Source organism: Actinacidiphila yeochonensis CN732 (assembly GCF_000745345.1).
GTDB lineage: Bacteria > Actinomycetota > Actinomycetes > Streptomycetales > Streptomycetaceae > Actinacidiphila > Actinacidiphila yeochonensis.
On record NZ_JQNR01000005.1, the window covers coordinates 1563542 to 1586035 of the forward strand.

Annotated in this window: 24 protein-coding genes and 1 CRISPR repeat array; of the genes, 15 read left to right on the forward strand and 9 right to left on the reverse strand. The window is 73.6% G+C overall.

From position 1 onward, the window contains the following. Nucleotides 1-48 precede the first annotated feature (48 nt). Together BS72_RS18440 and BS72_RS18445 are read right to left on the reverse strand one after the other, a co-directional pair. Nucleotides 49-843, reverse strand: coding sequence for a GNAT family N-acetyltransferase (locus BS72_RS18440; protein WP_037911952.1), 795 nt, complete (start codon nucleotides 841-843; stop codon nucleotides 49-51). 189 nt (nucleotides 844-1032) lie between these two features. Next, a complete protein-coding gene (locus BS72_RS18445) occupies nucleotides 1033-1494 on the reverse strand; it encodes a GNAT family N-acetyltransferase (protein ID WP_037911957.1) in 462 nt (153 codons plus the stop codon). Nucleotides 1495-1693: 199 nt separating this feature from the next. Between BS72_RS18445 and BS72_RS18450 the strand changes: the two genes are divergently transcribed. The 4 genes from BS72_RS18450 (at nucleotide 1694) to BS72_RS18465 (ending at nucleotide 5279) form a co-directional block, all read left to right on the forward strand. Next, a complete protein-coding gene (locus BS72_RS18450; RefSeq protein WP_037911960.1) occupies nucleotides 1694-2245 on the forward strand; it encodes a hypothetical protein in 552 nt (183 codons plus the stop codon). Between the two features lie 222 nt (nucleotides 2246-2467). Further along, on the forward strand, nucleotides 2468-3796 hold the full coding sequence (locus tag BS72_RS32485) for a sensor histidine kinase (RefSeq protein ID WP_051951232.1): 1329 nt from the start codon (nucleotides 2468-2470) through the stop codon (nucleotides 3794-3796). A 121-nt stretch (nucleotides 3797-3917) separates the two neighbouring features. Further along, nucleotides 3918-4622, forward strand: coding sequence for a response regulator (locus BS72_RS18460; protein ID WP_037911962.1), 705 nt, complete (start codon nucleotides 3918-3920; stop codon nucleotides 4620-4622). A gap of 93 nt (nucleotides 4623-4715) precedes the next feature. Then, nucleotides 4716-5279: an NADPH-dependent FMN reductase gene (locus BS72_RS18465; RefSeq protein ID WP_037911964.1), complete on the forward strand. Its 564-nt coding sequence runs from the start codon at nucleotides 4716-4718 to the stop codon at nucleotides 5277-5279. 30 nt (nucleotides 5280-5309) lie between these two features. On the opposite strand, the gene BS72_RS18470 is transcribed toward BS72_RS18465, so the two are convergent. Both BS72_RS18470 and BS72_RS18475 read right to left on the reverse strand, forming a co-directional pair. Then, nucleotides 5310-6176 carry an alpha/beta fold hydrolase gene (locus tag BS72_RS18470; protein ID WP_037911966.1) on the reverse strand — a complete coding sequence of 289 codons (867 nt, stop codon included), beginning with the start codon at nucleotides 6174-6176 and terminating at the stop codon, nucleotides 5310-5312. Nucleotides 6177-6236: 60 nt separating this feature from the next. Next, nucleotides 6237-6761: an AAA family ATPase gene (locus BS72_RS18475; protein WP_037911968.1), complete on the reverse strand. Its 525-nt coding sequence runs from the start codon at nucleotides 6759-6761 to the stop codon at nucleotides 6237-6239. 299 nt (nucleotides 6762-7060) lie between these two features. Here BS72_RS18475 and BS72_RS18480 point away from each other — a divergent pair, with 299 nt between their 5' ends. The 3 genes from BS72_RS18480 to BS72_RS18490 all read left to right on the forward strand — a co-directional run bounded on the left by BS72_RS18480 (nucleotide 7061) and on the right by BS72_RS18490 (nucleotide 8929). After that, the gene (locus tag BS72_RS18480) at nucleotides 7061-7504 is read left to right on the forward strand and encodes a helix-turn-helix domain-containing protein (RefSeq protein WP_037911971.1); all 444 of its coding nucleotides are present in this window, start codon (nucleotides 7061-7063) and stop codon (nucleotides 7502-7504) included. Between the two features lie 86 nt (nucleotides 7505-7590). Continuing rightward, a complete protein-coding gene (locus BS72_RS18485; protein ID WP_037911973.1) occupies nucleotides 7591-8235 on the forward strand; it encodes a hypothetical protein in 645 nt (214 codons plus the stop codon). Between the two features lie 331 nt (nucleotides 8236-8566). Further along, complete coding sequence (locus BS72_RS18490; RefSeq protein ID WP_037911976.1) at nucleotides 8567-8929, forward strand: DUF2516 family protein; 363 nt, start codon at nucleotides 8567-8569, stop codon at nucleotides 8927-8929. A 248-nt stretch (nucleotides 8930-9177) separates the two neighbouring features. Here BS72_RS18490 and BS72_RS18495 read toward each other — a convergent pair whose 3' ends face one another. Both BS72_RS18495 and BS72_RS18500 read right to left on the reverse strand, forming a co-directional pair. Beyond that, complete coding sequence (locus BS72_RS18495) at nucleotides 9178-10485, reverse strand: PP2C family protein-serine/threonine phosphatase (protein ID WP_232792459.1); 1308 nt, start codon at nucleotides 10483-10485, stop codon at nucleotides 9178-9180. Nucleotides 10486-10867: 382 nt separating this feature from the next. Further along, entirely contained in the window at nucleotides 10868-11695 is an 828-nt protein-coding gene (locus BS72_RS18500; RefSeq protein ID WP_037911978.1) for a class I SAM-dependent methyltransferase, read from the reverse strand. 479 nt (nucleotides 11696-12174) lie between these two features. Here BS72_RS18500 and mshA point away from each other — a divergent pair, with 479 nt between their 5' ends. The 5 genes from mshA to BS72_RS18525 all read left to right on the forward strand — a co-directional run bounded on the left by mshA (nucleotide 12175) and on the right by BS72_RS18525 (nucleotide 17122). After that, nucleotides 12175-13467, forward strand: coding sequence for a D-inositol-3-phosphate glycosyltransferase (gene mshA / locus BS72_RS18505; protein WP_107498823.1), 1293 nt, complete (start codon nucleotides 12175-12177; stop codon nucleotides 13465-13467). A 97-nt stretch (nucleotides 13468-13564) separates the two neighbouring features. Continuing rightward, complete coding sequence (locus tag BS72_RS38465; protein WP_107498948.1) at nucleotides 13565-14200, forward strand: type III secretion system chaperone family protein; 636 nt, start codon at nucleotides 13565-13567, stop codon at nucleotides 14198-14200. Nucleotides 14201-14322: 122 nt separating this feature from the next. Then, a complete protein-coding gene (locus BS72_RS18515; protein ID WP_037911984.1) occupies nucleotides 14323-15078 on the forward strand; it encodes a phosphoglyceromutase in 756 nt (251 codons plus the stop codon). Between the two features lie 278 nt (nucleotides 15079-15356). Further along, a complete protein-coding gene (locus tag BS72_RS18520; protein ID WP_232792460.1) occupies nucleotides 15357-15812 on the forward strand; it encodes a GIY-YIG nuclease family protein in 456 nt (151 codons plus the stop codon). 223 nt (nucleotides 15813-16035) lie between these two features. Further along, nucleotides 16036-16491: direct repeats of the CRISPR family, unit length 29 nt; unit sequence GTGCTCCCCGCCCGCGCGGGGATGGCCCC. 175 nt (nucleotides 16492-16666) lie between these two features. Continuing rightward, nucleotides 16667-17122 carry an NUDIX domain-containing protein gene (locus BS72_RS18525; RefSeq protein ID WP_037916561.1) on the forward strand — a complete coding sequence of 152 codons (456 nt, stop codon included), beginning with the start codon at nucleotides 16667-16669 and terminating at the stop codon, nucleotides 17120-17122. A 117-nt stretch (nucleotides 17123-17239) separates the two neighbouring features. Here BS72_RS18525 and BS72_RS36600 read toward each other — a convergent pair whose 3' ends face one another. Beyond that, the gene (locus BS72_RS36600; protein ID WP_157856272.1) at nucleotides 17240-17407 is read right to left on the reverse strand and encodes a hypothetical protein; all 168 of its coding nucleotides are present in this window, start codon (nucleotides 17405-17407) and stop codon (nucleotides 17240-17242) included. 354 nt (nucleotides 17408-17761) lie between these two features. Continuing rightward, entirely contained in the window at nucleotides 17762-18433 is a 672-nt protein-coding gene (gene phoU / locus BS72_RS18530) for a phosphate signaling complex protein PhoU (RefSeq protein WP_037911989.1), read from the reverse strand. Nucleotides 18434-18650: 217 nt separating this feature from the next. Here phoU and BS72_RS18535 point away from each other — a divergent pair, with 217 nt between their 5' ends. Further along, complete coding sequence (locus BS72_RS18535) at nucleotides 18651-19952, forward strand: sensor histidine kinase (protein WP_037911990.1); 1302 nt, start codon at nucleotides 18651-18653, stop codon at nucleotides 19950-19952. After that, a complete protein-coding gene (locus BS72_RS18540) occupies nucleotides 19949-20629 on the forward strand; it encodes a response regulator transcription factor (RefSeq protein ID WP_037911993.1) in 681 nt (226 codons plus the stop codon). Before BS72_RS18535 ends, BS72_RS18540 begins: the two co-directional genes overlap by 4 nt. Nucleotides 20630-20775: 146 nt before the next feature. Here BS72_RS18540 and BS72_RS18545 read toward each other — a convergent pair whose 3' ends face one another. Next, nucleotides 20776-21387: a hypothetical protein gene (locus tag BS72_RS18545; protein WP_037911995.1), complete on the reverse strand. Its 612-nt coding sequence runs from the start codon at nucleotides 21385-21387 to the stop codon at nucleotides 20776-20778. A gap of 507 nt (nucleotides 21388-21894) precedes the next feature. On the opposite strand from BS72_RS18545, the gene BS72_RS18550 reads away from it, so the two are divergent. Beyond that, nucleotides 21895-22377, forward strand: a complete 483-nt coding sequence (locus BS72_RS18550) for a CarD family transcriptional regulator (protein ID WP_037911997.1) — start codon at nucleotides 21895-21897, stop codon at nucleotides 22375-22377. Nucleotides 22378-22494: the final 117 nt, after the last annotated feature.

Genomic DNA, 22494 nt, shown 5'->3' on the forward strand with positions numbered 1-22494 from the left:
GGGCCGTTCGGCCTCGGGCGGGCCCGGTTCGGCTTCCGGCGGCCCGGTTCAGCTCTGGCCGGGCGGGGACCAGACGTAGGGCGTCGTGGTGGTGAGCGCGTGGAAGCCCAGCCGCCGCAGGATCGGGGCGCTGTCGTCGGAGGCGTCCACGTGCAGGTACTCCACGCCCCGGGCGGTGGCGAGCCCGGCGCGGGCGGCGACCAGCGCCCGGTAGACGCCCCGGCCGCGCCACGCCGGCAGCGTCGAGCCGCCCCACAGGCTCGCGAAGCGGGTCCCCTCGCGGAACACCAGCCAGGCGGCGCAGACGACCTCGCCCCCGGCCTCGGCGGTCAGGACGGCGATCTCGTCCGGCGCCGCCGCCACCCGGCCGATCAGGTCCTCGGCGATGAAGCCCATGTCCTGGCCCCACACGGCCGTCTCCAGGGCGGCGACGCGCCGCATGTCGCCGTCGCCGGTCACCCGGCGCAGCACGACCCCCTCCGGCAGCACCGGCTCGGCGGCCAACTCCCGGACGACCCCCGCCATCACCGTCTCCCGCTCCTCCGGGACGAAGCCCGCGGCGGCCAGCCGGTCGGCGATGCCGGCCGGCCGGTCGTGGGCGCGGGTCTTCCACTCGACGGCCTCGCCGCGCGCCGCGAAGTAGTCGCGCTGCCGGACGATCAGCCGGTCCAGCTCCGCGCCGTCCACACCGAGGTCGCGGGGCCCGCTGACGAAGCCCCGGTGCTGCCCGACGATCCGCAGCAGCGCGCCGTCCCGTTCGTGGACGACCCCGGCGGGAGGGGTCGGGGGAGCGCCGCGCATCTGCTCGTCGTAGGCCGCGAGCAAGCCGTCGGTGTCGGTCATGCTGGAGACGATACGAAGGCCGGCAACCGGTTTTCCGGCCCGCGAGGCCCGCGAGGCCCGCGAAGTCCGTGGAGTCCGTGGAGTCCGTGGGGCCGCCTGCCGTCGGCGTTCTCCGCCCCCTCCGTCCTCTCCGCCTTCTCCGCCTTCTCCGCATGCTCCGCGTCGTCCGCTCCGGACGTCACCCGTCGGTCAGCGCGGGCCGCCCGACGTGAAGCGGAAGACGTTCGACTCGCGGACCCGGAAGCCCACTCGCTCGTAGAGGCGGTTGGCCGCCTCCCGCGAGGGGCGGGAGGTCAGGTCCACCGTCCGGGCGCCGGCCTCCTCCGCGAGCCGCACGGCCTCCTCGGTCAGCGCCGCGCCCACCCCGTGGCCTCGCGCGGTCTCGTCGACGACCACGTCCTCGATCCAGGCGCGCAGGCCCGTCGGCAGCGGGAAGAGCACCAGCGTCAGCGTTCCCACGATCTCCCCGGCGGACCCGTCCGGCCCGCCGACCCGCGCGACCAGCAGCGTGTTCGCGTCGCAGGCGATCACCCGCCCCACCGCCTCGCGGTCCAGGGGCACGGCGTTGCGGGACAGCTGGGGCAGCAGCCGGCCGAACGCCGCCACCACCTCGTCGTCCGCCGAGCGGACGATCTCGATCTTGACACCCATGGGCAGACCCTACCGGCGTGCCCCGACAGTGCGAGCGCCCGCGCCCACCCCGCCGGAACGGGCCGCCGTCCTCGTACCCCGGGTGGAGGCGGACCACCACCGGGCCCCGCCCGGACCCCCACGGAGAGGGGGGTACTTCCACCCCCGTTCCATCCGGGGGTTGAAGGAACGCGGCGCCGACGAGGGGATTCTCGATGGCATGACCACCACCGACTGGATCATCGACATCGCCCTCCTGCTCGTCGTCTTCCGCCAACTGCGCGAGGAACGGCTCACCGCCCGCACGATCCTGCTGCCGCTGGCAATCATCGGCTGGGCAGCCGGGACCTACCTGCACAGCATCCCGACCGCCGGCAACGACCTGCCGCTGGTGCTGGGGTTCGCCACGGTGGGTGTCGTCCTCGGCCTCCTCGGCGGCCTGCTCACCCGGGTCCGCCCCGTCGACGGGCATGTACGCGTCCAGGCCACGCTCGGCGCGGCCGCGCTGTGGGTGGTCAGCATGGGCTTCCGGCTGGGCTTCGCGGTGTGGGCCTCGCACCCCTCCGGCGTCGTCCACCTCGCCCGCTTCTCCGCGGCGCACTCCATCACCAGCAGCGACGCGTGGGTGGTGGCGCTGATCCTGATGGCGTTCGGCGAGGTCGTCGTCCGCCTGGGCACGATCGTCGTCCGGGGCCGGCTCGTCCTCGCCCGCGCCGCCCGCGACGGGTCAGCCGATCCGGCGCCGGCGGCCCGTACCGGCGCCACCGTCTGACGGTACGGCGCGGCACCTGGCCGGAATCCCGGACCTCAGCCCGTACGTGCCCGTACCTCCCGTACCGTTCGAGCCCCGGAGCCCCGGAGCCCCGGAGCCCCCGGAGACCCCGGGCTCGACACGGGCGGGGGCAGGGGCAGGCTGAGCGGGGGGCCGGGGGAGACGTCGAAGGGAGCGCGGGGCATGGCGCGCACGGAGCGCACAGCACGTACGGAGCACGCGGTGAGCACATGGTCGGTGGCGGGTCCGGCGCGGTGGACGATCGAGCGCCGCGACGTGTTCGGCGCCGTGCTGATGCTCCTCTGCGGGACGGTGTCGGTACTCGCCGCGCCCGGTACGGACCGCAAGGTGGCCGTCGGCGTTCTCGCGGCCTGCTCCGAGCTGGGGCTGGTGGTGGGCCGCCGGATCCGGCCGTCCCGCTGGGCGGTCCTCGGCGTGGCGCTGGCGATCGGCACCGGCTTCGCCGTCACCCTGCTGGCGCCGAACGGGCTGGGCGAGGTCCCGGTGCTGGCCGGGGCGGCCGTCCTGCCGATGCGCCTGCCCGCCGGGCGGGTGCGCACCGCGTGTGTGCTGGCGGTGGCGGTCGGGTTCGGCGTCACGATCATGGTGATCTCCGGCAGCCCGGCCGGTCTGCTGGCCGGTGCCGGCGCCTGGTTCATCGCCGATCGGTCCGTCGAGCACGCCGCCCTCCAGGCCGAACGGGACCGGGCGGTGGCGCTGCTGGCCGAGGTGGAGGCGTCGCGGCAGGCGCTGCAGGAGGCGGCGGCCGTCGAGGAGCGCGGCCGGATCGCCCGCGAGATGCACGACGTGCTGGCGCACAGCCTCGCCGGCCTGTCCGTCCAGTTGCAGGCCGTCCGGGCGATCGCCGCCCGGGAGGGCGCCCCCGCCGCCCTGACCGGCCCCCTCGACCGGGCCGCCGACCTCGCCCGCGACGGCGTCCAGGAGGCCCGCGCGGCGGTGGGCGCGCTGCGCTCCGCGCCGCTGCGGGGCGTGGCCGACCTGGACGGGCTGGTCGCGGGCTTCCCCGGGGAGGCGCGGCTGCGGGTCACCGGCCGTGCGGGCCGGCTCGCGCCGGAGGCGGGGCACGCGGTGTACCGGGCGGTGCAGGAGGCGCTGACCAACGCGGCCCGCTACGCCACCGGCAGTCCGATCGACGTGAACGTGGTGGGGGACGCCCACGAGGTGCGGGTCGCCGTACGGGACCACGGGCTGCCGGCCGGCCGGACCCCCTCGGGCGTGCGGGGCGGCGGCAGCGGTCTGCGCGGCATGGCCGAGCGGATCGAGGCGGCCGGCGGCTCGCTGACCGCCGGTCCGGTGCCCGACGGGCCGGGCTGGCGGATCACGCTGCGGGTGCCGGTCGCGGGCCGGGGCGGACCCGGGGGCGGGGCGCCCGGCGCGGAGGGCTCGGACGGCGCGGACGGCCCGGACAGCTCGGACGGCCCGGAGGGCTCCGACGGCCCGGACGGCCCGGAGGGCTCCGACGGCCCGGACGGCCCGGAGGGCTCCGACGGCCCGGACGGCCCGGGTGCTGCCGGGTCTGCGGCGCGCTGAACTCCCCGTCGGCGGACGGCGGCGGGAGGATGGGGGCGTGCGCGTCCCGGCCGCCGCCGGGACGCCGGGCAGGGCACGGGGCCAGGTACAGGTACAGGTACAGGGGCAGGGAGGCGGACGGGTGACGATTCGGGTGCTGGTCGCCGACGACCAGGCGGTGGTGCGCGACGGGGTCGTGCTGCTGCTGACGGCCGCCGACGACATCGAGGTGGTCGGGCAGGCGGGCGACGGCGTCGAGGCCGTACGGCTGGCACGGCAGGCCCGGCCCGACGTCGCCCTGGTCGACCTGCGGATGCCCGGCCTGGACGGTGCCCAGGTGACGGCCGAGGTGGTCGCCGCCGACCTCGGCGTCCGGGTGCTGGTCCTGACCACGTACGCCGACGACGACGCGGTGATACCGGCGCTGCGGGCGGGCGCGGCCGGATACCTGACCAAGGACGCCACCGGCGAGGCGTTGCTGGCCGGGGTCCGCGACGTGGCGGCCGGCCGTACCGTCCTGGACCCGGCGGTGCAGCGGCGGCTCGTCCAGCTGGTCGTCAGCGAGCCGGCCCCGGCGGTGCCCGACCCGGCCCCGGCGGAGCCCGGGCCGTCCGCCGCGCCCGCCCTGCCGCCCGCGGCCGAGGGGCTCACCCGGCGGGAGGTCGACGTCGTCCGGCTGGTGGCCGACGGCCTCAACAACCGCCAGGTGGCGCGCGAGATGGTCGTCAGCCAGGCAACCGTCAAGACCCATCTCAACCACATCCTGGCCAAACTGGCACTGGAGGACCGCGGCGCCCTGATCGCCTGGGCCTGGCGCCACGGCCTGGTCGACAACACCGGCCGGTAGCGAGACCGCGCGGGGATTCCGGGCAATGCTGGTACGCGCAAGGAGATCACCGACCGTGCGGGGGTCCGTACGGTCCGCGGCGAAGGAGCCCTCGTGACCAAGATCGGCATCATCCTCGGCAGCACCCGCCCGGGCCGCAACGGCGAGGCCGTCGCCCGCTGGGTGTACGACCTGGCCGCCCAGCGCACCGACGCCGAGTTCGAGCTGGTGGACCTGCTCGACTACGACCTCCCGCACCTCGACGAGCCCGTGCCCCCGGCCAGGGGCCAGTACAGCCGGCCGCACACCTTCCGTTGGGCCGAGAAGATCGCCTCCTTCGACGGCTTCGTCATGGTGACCCCGGAGTACAACCACTCCACCTCCGGCGCCCTGAAGAACGCCATCGACTTCCTCTACGCCGAGTGGAACAACAAGGCCGTCGGCTTCGTCGGCTACGGCGCCGTGGGCGGCACCCGCGCGGTCGAGCACCTGCGGCTCATCGCCGCCGAGCTCCAGATGGCCGACGTCCGCGCCCAGGTCGCGCTGTCGGTCCTCACGGACTTCGAGAACTTCTCCGTGTTCAAGCCGAGCGCCGTCCACGCCGGGCATCTCAGCGACGTCCTGGACCAGGTCGTCGCCTGGAGCGCCGCGCTCGCCCCGCTGCGCGCCACCGCCTGACCCGCACCCGTGCGGCCGCCTCCCCCCCGCTCAGCGGCGGTCGGCCCCGGACCCGGCCAGGAAGCCGCCGACCGCGGCGCGGAAACCGTCCGGGTCCTCCACCCAGGGGAGGTGGCCCGCGCCGTCGAGCACGGTCCGCGAGACCCGGGGAAGGGCCCGTTCCAGCGAGTCGAGCGCCCAGTTCGGCCGGATGTCCTCGGAGCCGTGGACGATCAGCACGGGCACCTCCAACCTCTCGCAGGCCGACCGCAGTTCCGGTGTCCCCGAGGTGCGGGCGACCTCGGCGTTGACGGTCGCGTTGCACTCGACGTTCACCCCGAACCAGGGCGTGGCCGACGCCGCCGCCTGCTCCAGCGCCCGCTCCCGGTCACCGTAGTCCGCGGACCACTGCAGCACGCACCACTCCCGCTCCTCCGCCTCGGTACGCTCCCGGCGCTCCAGCTCCTCCCAACGTGCCAGGTGCTGACCGAGGTTGGCCCGCAGGTTCCGTTGGTAGGTGGACCGCCAGGTGCTGCGGCTGTCGATCCCGGTGCCGGACACGTAGACCAGCCCGCTCACCCGCTCGGGGTGGGCGAGCGCGTACCGCAGCGCCAGATCGGCACCGTACGAATGGCCCAGCAGCGCCATCCGCTCCAACCCGAAGTGGCCTCGTACGGCGTCCAGATCGGCCACGGACCGCGCGACCGAGTACGGCCCGCACCGCTGCGACCGCCCGCATCCCCGCTGGTCCCACCGGTGAACGGTGGCCCGGTCCGCCAGCAGCCCGGCCGCGTCGCCGAGGAAGTCCCACAGGCCGGGCCCGCCGTGGCAGAAGACCACGGGAGCTCCCGCGCCGCTCCGGGCCGCCCACAGCCGCACGCCGTCCTCGGCCACCACCATCTCGTCCACACCGCTCATCCGGCCAAGTCTGGCTCATGGGGCCGCGGTTGCCAGCCGTGGGGGCGCGGCCGGCCTGCCTCAGCCCGCGACGGCCTCCGCGATCCGCTGGGCGGCCTGGGCGGGCGTGAGGTGCGTGGTGTCGACGACCTCGGCCTCGGCGTGCAGCCACGTGCGGGCCGCCTCGGCGTAGGGCTCCAGGTACTTGAGACGGAACGGGGAGTCGGGGCCTTGGACGGTGTCCCCCGCGATGCGCCCGCGGAGGGTGTCCTGGTCGGCGTGGAGGACGAAGTGCCGTACCGGGATGGCGTGCTGGGCGAGGCCCGCGCTGATCTCGCGCCAGTACTCCTCGACCAGGACGGTCATGGGCACCACCAGGGTGCCGCCCGTGTAGTCGAGTACCCGGCGGGCGGTCTCGACCACGAGCGGCCGCCACGGCGGCCAGTGCTGGAAGTTGTCCGTCGCGGGCAGCCCCGGCGTGATGTCCATGAGCGTCTCGCCGACCTTCTCGGCGTCGAACACCCGTGAATCCGGGATCAGCTGCTGTACGAGGGTGCTGGTCGTCGTCTTGCCCGCACCATGGGTGCCGTTGAGCCATACGATCACCCACCTCACGCTATCGCCGCCCGGCCCACGGGAACGGGCTTCGGCGGAAACTCGGCACGGCCTCGACGTGGCCGGTAGGGAACCGGACGTGGCGGGAGCCCGGCAGCGCCGCGCACACCCATGGCGCCGAGGGGTCCGATCCCCCGCGACCAGCAGGAACGGCGTTTTCGGGGGACCCGAGGGGATCCGGTCACCGGCCGGAGGGAGGTCGCTCCCACTGCGGACGCCCCGGACACCCGGATGACACACTTGCAAGCAGTGTGCTTGCAATAGTTAGCGGGGTGGTGCACCGTGGAGGCATGGGTGCGCTGAAGGTGGGAGAGCTCGGGGAGTTCCTGCGGGAGCAGCGGCGCAGCGCGCAGCTGAGCCTGCGGCAGCTGGCCGACGCCGCGGGGGTGTCGAACCCGTATCTGAGCCAGATCGAGCGCGGCCTGCGCAAGCCCAGCGCGGAGATCCTCCAGCAGCTGGCCAAGGCGCTGCGGATATCCGCCGAGACGCTTTACGTGCAGGCGGGCATGCTCGACGCGCGGGAGCGCCAGGAGCTGGAGGTGCAGGCGGCGATCCTGGCGGACCCGTCGATCAACGAGCGCCAGAAGCAGGTGCTCGTCCAGATCTACGAGTCCTTCCGCAAGGAGAACGCGGCGGCGGCCTCCCCGCCCGCCGCCGGGGTCGGGAGCGCCGAGGCGGGGGCGGGCGCCGCGGTGTCCGGCTCAGGGGCGGGCGGGGAGGCCGGGAGCGCGTGAGGGCGATGGCGATGGCGTGAAGAGGCGTTGAAGGCGCCCCCGTGCAGAAGGATCAGGAAGACCGCAGGAAAGGAAGACGAGAGGCAATGGCGATCAGCGACGACATCGTGAAGGGCCTGCGCAACCCCACTCCGCTCTACGCGGTCGCGGGGACGGCGGACCTCGCCGCGGAGAAGCTCAAGGAGGTGCCCGCGCTGCTGGACCGGCTGCGCGAGGAGGCGCCCGGACGGTTCGAGAAGCTCCGGGCCACGGACCCGAAGGAGGTCCAGGAGCGGGTCACCACCGGCGCGAAGGACGCCCAGACCCGGCTCACCGCCGGCGCGAAGGACGCGCAGGCCAGGCTCACCGGGACCTTCGCGGACCTGGACCTGAAGGAGCTGCGGGACTTCCGCAAGCTCGGCGAGTCGGTGCAGGACCTGGCCCTCCAGGGCGTGGGGCGCGCGGCCGAGTACGCCGTGCGCACCCGGGAGACCTACGACGGCCTGGCCGAGCGCGGCAAGGGCGCCGTGGCGAAGTGGCGCGGCGCGGACGAGGAGGCGGAGGACGAGCCCGGGCAGATCACCGCCGGCGGCACCGCTGGCACCGCCGGCACCTCCGACGCCCGGTCCACCGCGTCCGGGAGCGGCCGCCGGAGCACCGGCGGCACCGCGAAGACGAGCCGGGACGGCGCCGCCCCGGCCGCCAGGAAGCCCGCCGCGCGCAAGGCCGCGCCGAAGAAGCCCACGGAGTAGCGGGCGGGGGCGCGGGTTGCCGCCCCCGCCGCCGCCCGCGAACGTCCCTTGGCCGTCACGGCCCGGGGGCGTTCGCGGTGCACGGCGCGGCCGGACGGCTCGGCGCGACCGGACGGCTCGACACCGGCCTGACGGTGCGCCGGTCACCGGCCGGACGGTTCGGCGCCGGTGGACGGTTCGCCCGGCACCTGCGGACGGCGTCGGGGCGGGCCGGGGGGTCGTGGAGAACGGTTCGGGCACGGAAGGTGCACCACGGCCGTTCCAGGGGTAGGACGGGTACGGTTGTCGCAGGACGGCCGGTGGGTCGGACGGTGAGCGAGGCGGTGGAAACGTGCTGGTGACAGGGTTGTACTCGGTGATCGCCGTTGTGTCGTGGGCGTTGTTGCTGCTCGCGGTGTTCGCGTTCGTGGATGCTGCCATCCGCCGCCAGGACGCCTACCGCGCCGCCGACAAGAACACCAAGGGCTTCTGGCTGATCATCCTGGGCGTCGCGGCCGTGGTGATGAAGCTGTTCAGCATCATGTCGTTCCTGCCGATCATCGGCCTGATCGCGGTGATCGTCTACATGGTCGACGTCCGCCCGGCGCTGCGCGGGGTGAGCGGGCGGCCGGGGCGCGGCCGGCCCCGCTTCGGGCGCCGCAACCGCGGCAGCAGCAGCGACGGCCCGTACGGCCCCTACAACGGCCGCCGCTGAGCGGCGGCCGAGCGCGGGGCCCTCTCGCGCCCGCGCGTCCGCGTCACCTCTCCGCGCACCGCGACCGCTACTGAGCGCCGCGACCGCGACCCTGACCGCGCACTGAGCGCCGCGACCCTGACCGCGTACTGAGCGCCGAGCCGCGCACTGAGCGCCGAGCACCGAGGACCGCACGTTCCTGGCCCGCTCCCTCGGTTCCCTCCGCTGAGGTTCCAAGGGGACGGGCCCGTTCGCTTCGAGGCGCGGCTTCAGGCGCGGCGTTCCAGGAGCACCACGGCCACGTCGTCCGTCAGCTCGCCCTCGTTGAGCTCGCGCACCTCCGTGAGGACGGCGTCGAGCAGTTCCTCGCCGGCCAGGCCGTCGGCGAGGTGGCGGGCGGCGATCGCCACCATGCCGTCCTGCCCCAGCCGCTGGGTGCCCTGGCCGATCCGGCCCTCGATCAGGCCGTCGGTGTAGAGCATCAGGCACCAGCCCGGCTCCAGCCGCACCGGCACCCGGGTCCAGGAGACGTCCGGGAGCAGGCCCAGCGCCGGACCGCCCTCGTCGTAGGGGAGCAGTGCGGGCGGTCGGCCCGGTACGGCGAGCATGGGGGCGGGGTGGCCGGCCAGGTGCAGTTCGGCGGAGCGGCTGTCGGGGGCGATGTCCACCACGCACAGGGTGGCGAACACCTCCTCGTCGGCCCGCTCGTGCACCAGCACGTCCTGGAGGGTGCGCAGCAGCTCCTCGCCGCCCAGCCCGGCGAAGGTCAGCGCCCGCCAGGCGATCCGCAGCTCGACACCGAGCGCCGCGGCGTCCGGGCCGTGGCCGCAGACGTCGCCGATCATGGCGTGCACGGTGCCGTCGGGGGTGCGCACGGTGTCGTAGAAGTCGCCGCCGAGCAGCGCGCGGCTGCGGCCGGGCCGGTAGCGGGCGGCGAACCGCAGGCCGCTGGCGCCCTCCAGCAGCGGGGTGGGCAGCAGCCCGCGCTCCAGCCGCCGGTTCTCCTGGGCCAGCAGCCGGGTCTCGCTGAGCTGACGCTGCGCGAGGTCGGCGCGCTTGCGCTCGATCGCGTACCGCACCGCCCGGGTGACGGTGCCGGCGTCGACCTCCTCGCGCGCCAGGTGCTCCTGCGCGCCGAGCCGGACCGCCTCCGCGGCCGCCGCCTCGTCGGGCCCGTCGGTCAGCACCAGCACGGCGGCGGCCGGGGCGAGCCGCAGCACCTGGTGGAGCGAGCCGAGCACGTCGGGCAGGTCCAGCAGGACGCAGTGCACCTCGTCGCCGAGGAGTCGCGCGGCGGCGGTCAGGTTCCGGGCCCGCAGCACGCGGATGCGGGGGCTGCCCGGCTCCTGGAAGTAGGGCGCGGTGAACGCGCCCGAGGGGTCGTCGCCGACCACCAGCAGGGTGAACGACGCCGCCGGAGCCGCGGGCGCGGCATCGGTCGGAGGGCACGGGTCCTGGCGCTGCCGCGGCAGTGCCACCGGCGGCCGCTTCGCGGCGTCCGCGGGCACGCCCTCGCGGCCCTCGGCACCCTGCGCGGTGCCCGGGGGCTGCTCGGCGCCGTGCCAGGCAGCGGACATCACTCGGCTCCTTCCCGTCCTCCGGTGGTCTCGGTCAGGTGACCCTAGTGGCTCAAGTGGACGTGACGGGAGGGCCGCAAGTGAACGTGCCCTGTCATATTCCATGGCCAGCGGGCGATTTCAGCGGTGTTGTAGGTATCCGCACATGACCAAGGTCACGTGGTCCGAGTGCAACCATGTGGCGTTCACAACCCTCAGGCCGTGGACAACCCCCGGGCCGCGCGGCCGGGACTTCGGCGCGGGCCACTTCGAGCCGTGGCGACTGCCCCGGGTGCGCGTGGGCCGCGTGGACCGGCCGCCCGTACCGGCCGCCCGCACCGCCCGCACGGACTGCCCGCGCCGCGTGCTTCTCGGTGGTGAGTACGGTCAGCGACGAGCGGGCTCAGCCCGCCCGCAGCGGGCCGTCGGCCGGTGCCAGTGCCGGCCACGCGAGCGTGACCTCGCCCTGCCGCCACCGCCCCGGCCCGTCGAGCACCGGCCAGCCCGCGTCGCGCAGGTCCCGCACCGCCCGGATCCAGCGCTGCCGCACCCCCAGCGCGGACAGCGGCGCGGCGGCGGCCCAGGCCCGGTCGAACGCGGTGAGGAAGGCGTGCACCGGCTCGCCCGGAACGTTGCGGTGGATCAGCGCCTTGGGCAGCCGTTCCGCGAGGTCGGAGGGGCGTTCCAAGGTGCTCAGCCGCGCCGCGAAGGTGACCGTGCGCGGCCCCTCGGGGCCCAGGGCCACCCACACGTGGCGCCGCCCGACCTCGTCGCAGGTGCCCTCCACCAGCAGCCCGCCCGGCGCCAGCCGTCCGTACAGCCGGGCCCACGCGGCGGCGACGCCGTCCTCCTCGTACTGGCGCAGCACGTTCGCGGCGCGGATCAGCAGCGGCCGGCGGCCGTCCGGCAGCGGCACCTCGAAGCCGCCGCGGACGAAGGACAGGCCCGCGCGCGTGTACGGCAGGGCCGCCGCCACCCGCGCCGGGTCGATCTCGACGCCCACCACCTCGGCGTCCGGCCGTACCTGGCGCAGCCGGTCGAGCAGTTCGACGGCGGTCCAGGGCGCGGCCCCGTAGCCGAGGTCGACGGCCAGCGGATCGGCGGCGCCGCGCAACTGGCGGGCGAAGGACGCGGTGATCCAGCGGTCCATCCGGCGCAGCCGGTTGGGGTTCGTGGTGCCGCGGGTCACGACACCGACGGCGCGTCCACTGTTCACGCGCCTGCCGTCCATGGGACGAGGGTAGACGAGGCCGGAGGCAGGCCGGCCGGGGAAGGCAGCCGTCCGGTTCCGTGCCCGAAGGAGGACCCTGGAAGAAGGAGGACCCTGGAAGAAGGAGGAAGCCTCGCCCGCCCGGTGGCGTGGTGTAGCTCACGTTGAGGGGGCGGGGGTGCTCCCGAGCCCGGGCCGAGGAGGTCCGGGGCCGGTCCGGGGCGGGATCAGAACCGGTGCGGGCCGGTCAGGGCCAGGTCAGGGCCAGGTCAGGGCCACGTCAGGTGCGGCTGCCGAAGGGTTCCGGGTCGGGTGCGGGTCCGGTGCGGGTCCGGTGCGGGACGGGCGCGGGACGGGCGCGGGGCCGGATCGGGGCGAGGGCGAAGGAAATGCCTGGGGCTGTTCCGGCGTTGTGCGCTGTTGACGGGAATACGGCTCGGAAGGGACCAGATGTGACCACGTACGCGTCTCGGCTCGGCGCCCGCCGGGGGACGCCGCACATGCGGTGGTCCGCCGGGCGGCGGGTACGGCGAGTGGCGATGCTGAGCGTGCACACGTCACCCCTCCACCAGCCGGGCACCGGCGACGCCGGCGGGATGAACGTGTACATCGTCGAGCTGGCCAGGCGGCTGGCCGAGCGCGACATCGAGGTCGAGGTCTTCACCCGCGCCACCAGCGGCGGCGCGCCCCCCACCGTCGAGCTGGCGCCCGGCGTCCTCGTCCGGCACGTGGACGCCGGCCCGTACGAGGGGCTGGCCAAGGAGGACCTCCCCGCCCAGCTGTGCGCCTTCACCCACGGGGTGATGCGGGCCTGGGCCGGTCACCGTCCCGGCTACTACGACCTCGTCCACTCCCACTACTGGCTGTCCGGGCACGTCGGCTGGCTGGCGGCGGAGCGCTGGGGCGTCCCCCTGGTGCACGCCATGCACACGATGGCGAAGGTCAAGAACGCCGCCCTCGCCGCCGAGGACAACCCCGAACCGGCCGCCCGGGTGATCGGCGAGACGCAGGTGGTGGCCGCCGCCGACCGGCTCATCGCCAACACCGAGGAGGAGGCGGGGGAGCTGGTCCGGCACTACGAGGCCGCCCCCGACCGGGTCGCCGTCGTCCACCCCGGCGTGAACCTCGACCGCTTCCGTCCGCTGCCCGGCGGCCGGGCCGCCGCCCGGCAGCGCCTGGGCCTGCCGCAGGACGCCCTGGTACCGCTCTTCGCCGGCCGGATACAGCCGCTGAAGGCCCCGGACGTGCTGGTCCGGGCCGCCGCCGCACTGCTGGCGGAGGAGCCGGCGCTGCGGGAGCGGCTGGTCGTACCGATCGTCGGCGGCCCCTCGGGCAGCGGCCTGACCAGGCCGGAGGCGCTGTACAAACTCGCCGCCCGGCTGGGCGTCAGCGACGTCGTGCGGTTCGAGCCGCCGGTGGACCAGGAGCGGCTCGCCGACTGGTACCGCGCCGCCAGCGTGCTCGTCATGCCCTCCTACAACGAGTCCTTCGGGCTGGTGGCCATCGAGGCCCAGGCCTGCGGTACTCCGGTGGTGGCCGCGCGCGTCGGCGGGCTGCCGGTGGCAGTGGCCGACGGCCGCACCGGGTTCCTGGTCAGCGGCCACGACCCGCGCGACTACGCCCGGGCGCTGCGCCGCTTCGTCGACCAGCCCGAACTGGCCGACCGGCTCGGCGAGGCGGCGGCCCAGCACGCGCGCGGCTTCGGCTGGGACACCGCGGCGGCACGCACGGCCGACGTGTACGCGGCGGCGCAGCACGAGCGGCGCCGTCACCTACGATCGGCCCATGGCTGACGCTTCCGCGGAACCGCCCGAGCCGGAGCCCGAGACCCGGCCCGAAACCCGGCCCGAGACCCGGCCCGAGACCCGGACCCCGAGGGCGACCGCGCCCGTGACGGAGCCCGCGACCGAGACCGAGTCCGCAAACGGGACCGAGACGGAGCCCGCGACCAGGGCGGACGGCGGGGTCGGTGGGGCTGGTGGGGCTGGCACGGTTGGCGGTGCGGGGCCCTCGGCGGCACCCTCGCCGGCGCAGGCGCGAGCCAGGGCCGCCGTCGAGCAGGCCCTGCGCGAGGCCGGGCTGCCGGTCGAGTCGCCGAGTGCCGGCACGTACGTCACCCAGCTTCCGGGCACCCGCAAGCTCGCCACCACCTGCCGACTGGTCGTCGGCGCGCACACCCTCGCGGTCAGCGCCTTCGTCGTCCGCCACCCGGACGAGAACCACGACGCCGTCCACCGCTGGCTGCTGGAGCGGAACCTGCGCCTGTACGGTGTCGCGTTCGCCGTGGACCGGCTCGGCGACGTCTACCTCTCCGGACGGCTGCCGCTCGCCGCCGTCACCCCGGAGGAGGTCGACCGGCTGCTCGGCGCCGTCCTGGAGAACGCCGACGGCTCCTTCAACACCCTCCTCGAACTCGGCTTCGCCTCCGCGATCCGCCGCGAGTACGCCTGGCGGGTCTCCCGGGGCGAGTCCACCCGCAACCTGGACGCCTTCGCGCACCTCACCCAGCCCTCGACGCCCTCCTGAGCGGTACCCGCGTCCCGGCGTCACGATGTACGACACCCGTTCTCGTCATAGTCACTACCCAGATACGACCATTACCGAGGGTGACCCGAGAAGGCTCGTACGACGTCCCTTAAGCTCAAGGTATGGCTGCTGCGTACAAGCTGATCCTCCTCCGCCACGGCGAGAGCGAGTGGAACGCGAAGAACCTGTTCACCGGCTGGGTGGATGTCAACCTCAACGACAAGGGCGAGAAGGAGGCGGTCCGCGGCGGTGAGCTGCTCAAGGACGCGGGCCTGCTCCCCGACGTCGTGCACACCTCCGTCCTGAAGCGGGCGATCCGCACCTCGCAGCTCGCGCTGGAGGCCGCCGACCGCCACTGGATCCCGGTGCGGCGCTCCTGGCGGCTGAACGAGCGCCACTACGGCGCCCTCCAGGGCAAGGACAAGGCCCAGACCCTCGCCGAGTTCGGCGAGGAGCAGTTCACGCTGTGGCGCCGCTCCTACGACACCCCGCCGCCGGTGCTCGCGGACGGCGGTGAGTTCTCCCAGTCCGACGACCCGCGCTACGCCCTGGTCCCGGCCGAGGTGCGGCCCCGCACCGAGTGCCTGAAGGACGTCGTGGAGCGCATGCTCCCGTACTGGTACGACGCGATCGTGCCGGACCTCGCAACCGGCAGCACCGTCCTGGTCGCCGCGCACGGCAACTCGCTGCGCGCCCTGGTCAAGCACCTCGACGGCATCTCCGACGAGGCCATCGCCGGCCTCAACATCCCCACCGGCATCCCCCTCGCCTACGAGCTGGACGCCGACTTCCACCCCGTCGTCCCCGGCGGCACCTACCTCGACCCCGAGGCCGCCGCAGCCTCCATCGAGGCGGTCAAGAACCAGGGCAAGAAGTAACCCTTTCTGCCCGAACATGCCCCCTGCCTGCGGCTCCGGCCGCGGGGAGGGGGCATGTCTGCGTGTGGGGGCGGGCGGGAGCCGTCAGCTGTGCTGGTGCTTCTTCGGAGGCTGGACTAGCGGCAGACTCGCGTTGCTACGGTGGGGAAACCTGGTAACCGATCAGCCCTGGCCCGCTGGGAGGAATCGTGGAAGCTGTCGCTCTTGTGAGCCCCGATCGGTTGTTCTCGGCGGACCAGGTCTTGGTGCGGCCGAGCCCCGTGCCGGCGGTCGCTGGGGTGTACGGGTGGCACTTCGGCCAGGCGCCGCATGCCGCCCTGGAGGCCGGGCGCCTGCTCTACGTCGGGATAGCTCCGCGCTTCATGGCGAGCCGGGCCAGCACCCAGAACCTGCGGAAAAGAGTGCGGCACCACTACCGAGGCAACGCGTCCGTCTCGACGCTGCGGCTCACGCTCGGGTGCCTGCTCGGGCTTGAGCTGCGTCGCGTGGGGAGCAGCAGGCGGATGACCTTCGGCAAACTCGGCGAGGCGGAGCTGAGCGCGTGGATGGCCGAGCACGCGCGCGTCTGCTGGGTCGAGACCAGCGAACCCTGGAAGTTGGAGGCGCGGCTCATCTCCGAGTTCGACGTCCCGCTGAACCTCGACCAGAACACCCACAACCCCTTCTACGGCGAACTGAAGAGGATCCGCGCCGAAGCCCGTGCCCGTGCCCGTGAGTTGCCCGTGAGTGCGTAGCCGCTGGGACGTGGCTTGGCCGTCCAAGGGCGCCGTGCACAGGTTTCGGACGATGCGCCGGCGCCGGGCCTTCCGGTTGCGTCATGCTGGTCCCACTGCTCGCGCAAGGTTAAGTCTCGGGGTAGGAGAGCTTGTCGAGATGCCCTTTTTGCCTCAACTGTCGGAATCTCAACTAGTAAGTAAAAACCGCTACCTGCGGCCGTAAACCCCCAGGTCGCTTCCTGTGCTCCCCGCCCGCGCGGGGATGGCCCATCCGGACAGTCCACACGGCGTTGACCTCAGGAGTGCTCCCCGCCCGCGCGGGGATGGCCCCCAATGGTGTCCGGCCACAGCCCATGGTGGAGCGTGCTCCCCGCCCGCGCGGGGATGGCCCCGCGTTCGGGACGCACGCCGTCACCGGCGACGGGTGCTCCCCGCCCGCGCGGGGATGGCCCCGTCGCGGCCGCGATCCGCTACATCGTCAGCAGGTGCTCCCCGCCCGCGCGGGGATGGCCCCACCCGTGACGCCCGATGAGATCGGGGCGCTACGTGCTCCCCGCCCGCGCGGGGATGGCCCCGACGAAGCAAGTGCTTCGGATTTGCTGAAGCAGTGCTCCCCGCCCGCGCGGGGATGGCCCCGCCCCCTGCGTCATGGTGTTCCAGCCGATGTGGTGCTCCCCGCCCGCGCGGGGATGGCCCCACCTTCACGTCTTCGGTGCCTTCCACGACGTAGTGCTCCCCGCTCAGGCGGGGGTGGCCGATTCACGTCCCTGATGCAGGAGCAGTGGGGCGGCAGGGCGTGACCCGTTGCCCGTAGGTCGGGTTGAACCGGCTACCGCAGGCGCGGGCGCGCTTGTCGTGGTGAAGGGGTGCGCATGAAGCGGGTCGTTGCTCGGGTGTGGAGGCTTATTCGCGGGCCCTTGCAATGGCGGGTCCTGTGGTTCGCGCATGCCACGTTCATGGTTGGCGTGACGGGGGTGGTGCGGAACGAGCAGGGGCAGGTCCTGCTGCTCAAGCACCGGATGTGGCCGGCGGACCGGCCGTGGGGGCTGCCGACCGGGTACGCGGTCAGGAACGAGGAGTTCCCGAAGACGATCGTTCGAGAGGTCCGGGAGGAGACCGGCCTGGACGTCGTTCCGGGGCCGCTGGTCCAGGTGACCAGTGGGTACAAGCTCCGCGTGGAGATCGCCTACGAGGCACTGCATGTGGGCGGGACGCTCAAGCTGGACGGCTTCGAGATCCTGGAGGCGGGCTGGTTCAGCCCGGACGCGCTCCCTGAGGGGATGCAGGAGGCTCACGTCCAGCTCATCAAGGCGGGCGGGCCGATGTGACGTCGCTCGCGCCGATGCCCCTGTGCCACGGCATGCGGCCGGGGAACAGGGGCATCGGCACAGGCGCGGGCCCGCCTCGCCGGAAGGGGTGGGCGGGGGCGGGTCCGGCCCGGGAGGTCAGTGGGAGCAACTGCTGCACTGGCATGGGCTGCCGGACTGGCAGCCGCACCCGCAGCCCGAACCGCAGCCGCAGGCGGCGAGCAGGGGGAGCGGGATGCGCAGCGGGGCGGCCTCGGGCTGCGCCGACTGGGTGCGGGCGGACGGTGGGGTGGCGGATTCCGGCATGGGTGTGTCCTCCTCAGGCGGTCCTGGGAGTCAGTGAACGCTGCCCGTTCTCGGGTATCAAGGGCGCACGAGGGCGTTCTGGGCGCTGCCGCCCACGGCATGCGCTGCCCTGTGACCCCGTACGCCCCCGGCTGCCGAACCCGAACCCGAACCCAAGCTCGACCCCGACCCCGACCCCGACCACAACGCCGGCCGCAACCTCGGCCATAACCCCGGCCCCGCCGGCTCCCGTCCCGAGCCGCCGCCCCCTACGGCCGGCGGCTCGCGGCAGCCGGGCCCTTCCGGGCCCCGCCGCCGCGAGCCGCTGAGCGTCGGCCGCTGAGCGTCAGCCGCCGATGGGGCCCCCGCCGGGCCTCAGACGCTCTCGGGCGCCGGGGTCAGCTCGTCCGGGTGCTCGCCGGTCACCAGGTAGACGACGCGCTTGGCCACCGAGACGGCGTGGTCGGCGAAGCGCTCGTAGTAGCGGCCCACCAGGGTGACGTCGACGGCGGTCTCGATGCCGTGCTGCCAGCGGTCGTCGAGGAGGTGCTGGAAGAGGGCGCGGTGCAGCTCGTCCATGCGGTCGTCGTCGTGCTCCAGCTGGAGCGCGTCGTCGACGTCCTTGCTGACGATCACCTCGGCGGCCTTGGCCATCAGCCGCTGGGCGAGCTGGCCCATCTCCAGGATGGTGCTGTGCAGGTCGCCCGGCACCGCCGACTCCGGGAAGCGCAGGCGGGCGAGCTTCGCCACGTGGCGGGCCAGGTCGCCGGAGCGCTCCAGGTCCGCGCTCATCCGCAGGCTGGTGACGACGATCCGCAGATCGGTGGCCACGGGCTGCTGGCGGGCCAGGAGGGTGATCGCCCGGCTCTCCAGCTCGCGCTGGAGGTCGTCGACCTTCTCGTCGGCGGCGATCACGCTCTCCGCGACCTTCAGGTCGGCGTCGAGCAGCGCGGTCGTGGCCCGGCCGATCGCCGAGCCGACCAGGCGGGCCATCTCCACCAGCCCGTCGCCGACCGAGTCGAGCTCCTCGTGGTATGCGTCACGCATCGCTTTCCTTCCGTACTGGCCGTGGTCAGCGCATGCCGCGGCCGGACCGTATGGCGAGGGCTTCCCCTGCATGAGACACGCTGGCGGCCGTACGCGTACCGGCCGCACCCCCTGAGTGAATCAGGTGCTACCCCAAGGTGAACTCTTGGCAACGCCAGTCCGAGAGCTCTGGCGGCGGGGTTGTAAAGCGATTGTGCGGGCCACTTAACCTGAAGGTGTGGACGTGAACGCGGCAGTGGCCGCAGCAAGCGCGGTGGCCGGTCTGCTGACCGGTGCCAGCGCCGTACTCGCGTTCCGGTGGAGCGAGCGGGAGCAGACCAGGCCCAGCCGCAAGACGCTGAGGCCTGACGCGGTCACGGCCGCGCTTCCGCCGGGCGTGGACACGGTGCTCTCCGTGCTGCGCTCGTCAGCCGTCGTGCTGGACGAGGGCGACGGCGTGGTGAAGGCGAGCTCGGCGGCGTACGCCCTCGGGTTGGTGCGCGGCGGCCGGTTGGCCGTCGACCAGATGCTTCAGATGGCCCGCGAGACCCGCCGGGACGGCGAGATCCGTCAGGTCGAACTGGAGTTGCCGCGCCGCGGCGGCGGCCGGGGGGAGGGCCTGGCGGTCTCCGCCCGGGTCGCACCGCTCGGCTCGCGGCTGGTGCTGCTGCTGGTGGAGGACCTGACCGAGGCCCGGCGGATCGAGGCGGTGCGCCGGGACTTCGTGGCGAACGTCAGCCATGAGCTGAAGACACCGGTCGGCGCCCTGTCGCTGCTGTCCGAGGCCGTGATGGACGCCAGCGACGACCCGGAGGCCGTCAACCGGTTCGCCGGCCGCATGCAGGTGGAGGCCACCCGCCTGACCAACCTGGTGCAGGAGATCATCGACCTGTCCCGGGTGCAGGACGACAACGTGCTCGACGACGCGGAGGCGGTGGCCGTGGACGACCTCGTCGCCGAGGCCGTCGACCGCTGCCGGCAGCGGGCCAACTCCAAGCAGATCACCATGGCCACCGGTACCTCCCCCGATCTGTTCATCTGGGGCAACCGGGGTCAGTTGGCGGCGGCCCTGGGCAACCTGGTGGAGAACGCCGTCAACTACAGTCCAGCCCGTACCCGGGTCGGCATCGCCGGCCGCCGGGTGGCCTCCCCCTCGTCAAAGGGCGGCGACCTGGTGGAGATATCCGTCACGGACCAGGGCATCGGCATCTCCGAGAAGGACCGCGAACGGGTCTTCGAGCGCTTCTACCGGGTGGACCCGGCGCGCTCGCGGGCCACCGGCGGTACCGGCCTCGGCCTGTCGATCGTCAAGCACGTGGCCGCCTCGCACGGCGGGGCGGTCACGGTGTGGAGTGCTGAGGGCCAGGGCTCCACCTTCACGCTGCGGCTGCCCGAGGCCGGCCGCGGCCGTCCCCAGGCGTCGGACGCCGACTCGGACCTCGACGACGACCTCGTCGACGAGCCGGCCGACGAGCCGACCGACGACCAGATTTTCCAGACCCTCCCCGAACACATCCCCGCTCCGGAGGTCCTTCCGTGACCCGCGTACTCGTCGTAGAGGACGAAGAGTCCTTCAGCGACGCGCTGTCGTACATGCTCCGCAAGGAGGGCTTCGAGGTCGCCATCGCCGCGACCGGGCCCGACGGTCTGGACGAGTTCGAGCGCAACGGCGCCGATCTCGTCCTGCTCGACCTCATGCTGCCCGGGCTGCCCGGCACCGAGGTCTGCCGCCAGCTGCGGCTGAAGTCCAATGTCCCGGTGATCATGGTGACCGCCAAGGACAGCGAGATCGACAAGGTCGTCGGCCTGGAGATAGGCGCCGACGACTATGTGACCAAGCCCTTCTCCTCGCGCGAGCTGGTGGCGCGCATCCGCGCCGTGCTGCGCCGCAGGGGGGAGCCGGAGGAGGTCTCCCCGGCCGCCCTTGAGGCCGGCCCGGTGCGGATGGACGTCGACCGGCACGTGGTGACGGTGGGCGGTGGCAAGGTCGACCTGCCGCTCAAGGAGTTCGACCTGCTGGAGATGCTGCTGCGCAACGCCGGCCGGGTGCTCACCCGGATGCAGCTGATCGACCGGGTCTGGGGCGCGGACTACGTGGGGGACACCAAGACCCTCGACGTGCACGTCAAGCGGCTGCGCGCCAAGATCGAGCCCGACCCGGGGGCCCCGCGCTACCTGGTGACGGTGCGCGGCCTGGGCTACAAGTTCGAGCCGTAAGCCGCCCCCGGGGGTGCGCGGCGGACCACCGTATCGGCGGACGTATCGGCGGATTCCGGTACGGACGCCCGCGAGGCGCCCGTACGGGTGAGGGCCCGGCACCGCAAGGTGCCGGGCCCTCACCCGTACGGCGGGATTCGCGCCGGTTACGACGCGGCCGTCGTCGCGGCGCCGGTGGGCGTCGCGGTGCCGGTGGGCGTCGCCGTGGTGGTCGGCGTCGAGGCCGGCGTGGTGGCGGACGCGGACGGAGTGGGCGTCGAGCCGGGGCCGAAGGGCGCGTAGTAGCTCGTCGACGGCAGCACGGTGGCGTACATCTTGACCGCGCCGGCCTGGCTGAAGGAGAAGACGGCGCTCTGCACGTCGCCGTCGCGCGGGGTGGCGGCGCCGGAGTTCAGGACGGCCGCCGGGTTGCCCTTGCCGCCCAGCAGCACGCTGCCGTGGGCCGGGACGGTGACGGTGGAGCCGCCGTCGGCGCTCTTCAGCGTGGCCGAGCCGATGCCGGTGATCTCCACCGACTGGAGCTGCTGCGCGGACGACCCGTTGTTGAACAGGCGGGCGGTCACCGTTGCCGGGCCGCCGCTGGGGTCGGTGAGCACGAAGGCGTTCTGCACCTTGACGTCGCGCGCGGCGCCGGACTGGCTGTCCGGCTCGATCTGGAGCGTCGCCGCGTCGTTGCCGGCCGCGCAGGCGGCGGCCAGGGGTGCGAGCGAGAGCGCGAGTACGGCGGCGACAGCGCCGCGACGGATGCTGCGGACCACGGCGGCGGCATCTCCTAGAGCAGGTGACGGACGATCTTCCAGCGGCCTTACATTACCGAGGCCACCGGCCACGTCGCGCACCGGCCCCTGCTTTGCGGCGCGTTGATAACCCGCTCGCCGCAAGATCGGCCACCCGAGTGCGGCCCGCCCGGGGGAAGATCAGGCGGCCTGCGGGTTTGCTGCAATCAATGGGAGAGCAAATTTCGATCTTCTGTCGCCTGATTCGCCCCCCGTCGGCTCGAACGGCGTAGCTGTGATCTCCTCCTCCCCGGGGGACGAAACGGGACGTATCGCCCGCTGTTCGAGGGGTCCGAGGGCTGTAACGGGTGCGTTTCGTCCCCGTCGCGCACCCGCTCCGACCTGCGGATACCTCCTCCAGGGCACCCCCTCCAGCACGTTCCGGGGGCGGTTGTCAAGCCCCGAGATATGCCCTGACCTGCGGAAACGCCATTCAGAAGAGGCCGTTCCCGTGTTACCCTGGATAGCCACGGAAGGGGTACCTGTCACATGACGTTCAAGGTTGGCGACACCGTGGTCTATCCCCATCACGGGGCCGCGCTGATCGAAGCGATCGAAATTCGCCAGATCAAAGGCGTGGACAAGACCTACTTGGTGCTCAAGGTCGCCCAGGGCGACTTGACGGTGCGTGTGCCCGCGGACAATGCGGAGTTCGTCGGCGTACGCGACGTGGTCGGGCAGGACGGTTTGGACCGGGTCTTCGAGGTGCTGCGCGCGCCGTACACCGAGGAGCCGACCAACTGGTCCCGCCGCTACAAGGCGAATCTGGAGAAGCTGGCCTCCGGTGACGTCATCAAGGTCGCCGAGGTCGTGCGCGACCTGTGGCGCCGGGAGCGTGAGCGCGGCCTGTCGGCCGGCGAGAAGCGCATGCTCGCCAAGGCGCGGCAGATCCTGGTCAGCGAGCTGGCGCTCGCCGAGAACACCAACGAGGACAAGGCCGAGACGCTGCTCGACGAAGTCCTCTCGTCCTAGGACCGTCCCCCCGGACGCTCTCGTGCCTGATCCGCGCTGAGGTGTGACACCCCACGCCCCCCGCGCGAACGGCAAACGCAGACGTGATGCCCCGGCCACCACGCCGGGGACCCTGCC

What these genes read in the sequence shown, in the direction of transcription:
- BS72_RS18440 (WP_037911952.1), bottom strand. Translation starts at nt 843, where the DNA reads ATGACCGACACCGACGGCTTGCTCGCGGCCTACGACGAGCAGATGCGC.
- BS72_RS18445 (WP_037911957.1), bottom strand. Translation starts at nt 1,494, where the DNA reads ATGGGTGTCAAGATCGAGATCGTCCGCTCGGCGGACGACGAGGTGGTG.
- BS72_RS18450 (WP_037911960.1), top strand. Translation starts at nt 1,694, where the DNA reads ATGACCACCACCGACTGGATCATCGACATCGCCCTCCTGCTCGTCGTC.
- BS72_RS18470 (WP_037911966.1), bottom strand. Translation starts at nt 6,176, where the DNA reads ATGAGCGGTGTGGACGAGATGGTGGTGGCCGAGGACGGCGTGCGGCTG.
- BS72_RS18480 (WP_037911971.1), top strand. Translation starts at nt 7,061, where the DNA reads ATGGGTGCGCTGAAGGTGGGAGAGCTCGGGGAGTTCCTGCGGGAGCAG.
- BS72_RS18485 (WP_037911973.1), top strand. Translation starts at nt 7,591, where the DNA reads ATGGCGATCAGCGACGACATCGTGAAGGGCCTGCGCAACCCCACTCCG.
- BS72_RS18495 (WP_232792459.1), bottom strand. Translation starts at nt 10,485, where the DNA reads ATGTCCGCTGCCTGGCACGGCGCCGAGCAGCCCCCGGGCACCGCGCAG.
- BS72_RS18500 (WP_037911978.1), bottom strand. Translation starts at nt 11,695, where the DNA reads ATGGACGGCAGGCGCGTGAACAGTGGACGCGCCGTCGGTGTCGTGACC.
- mshA (WP_107498823.1), top strand. Translation starts at nt 12,175, where the DNA reads ATGCGGTGGTCCGCCGGGCGGCGGGTACGGCGAGTGGCGATGCTGAGC.
- BS72_RS18515 (WP_037911984.1), top strand. Translation starts at nt 14,323, where the DNA reads ATGGCTGCTGCGTACAAGCTGATCCTCCTCCGCCACGGCGAGAGCGAG.
- BS72_RS18525 (WP_037916561.1), top strand. Translation starts at nt 16,667, where the DNA reads ATGAAGCGGGTCGTTGCTCGGGTGTGGAGGCTTATTCGCGGGCCCTTG.
- BS72_RS36600 (WP_157856272.1), bottom strand. Translation starts at nt 17,407, where the DNA reads ATGCCGGAATCCGCCACCCCACCGTCCGCCCGCACCCAGTCGGCGCAG.
- phoU (WP_037911989.1), bottom strand. Translation starts at nt 18,433, where the DNA reads ATGCGTGACGCATACCACGAGGAGCTCGACTCGGTCGGCGACGGGCTG.
- BS72_RS18550 (WP_037911997.1), top strand. Translation starts at nt 21,895, where the DNA reads ATGACGTTCAAGGTTGGCGACACCGTGGTCTATCCCCATCACGGGGCC.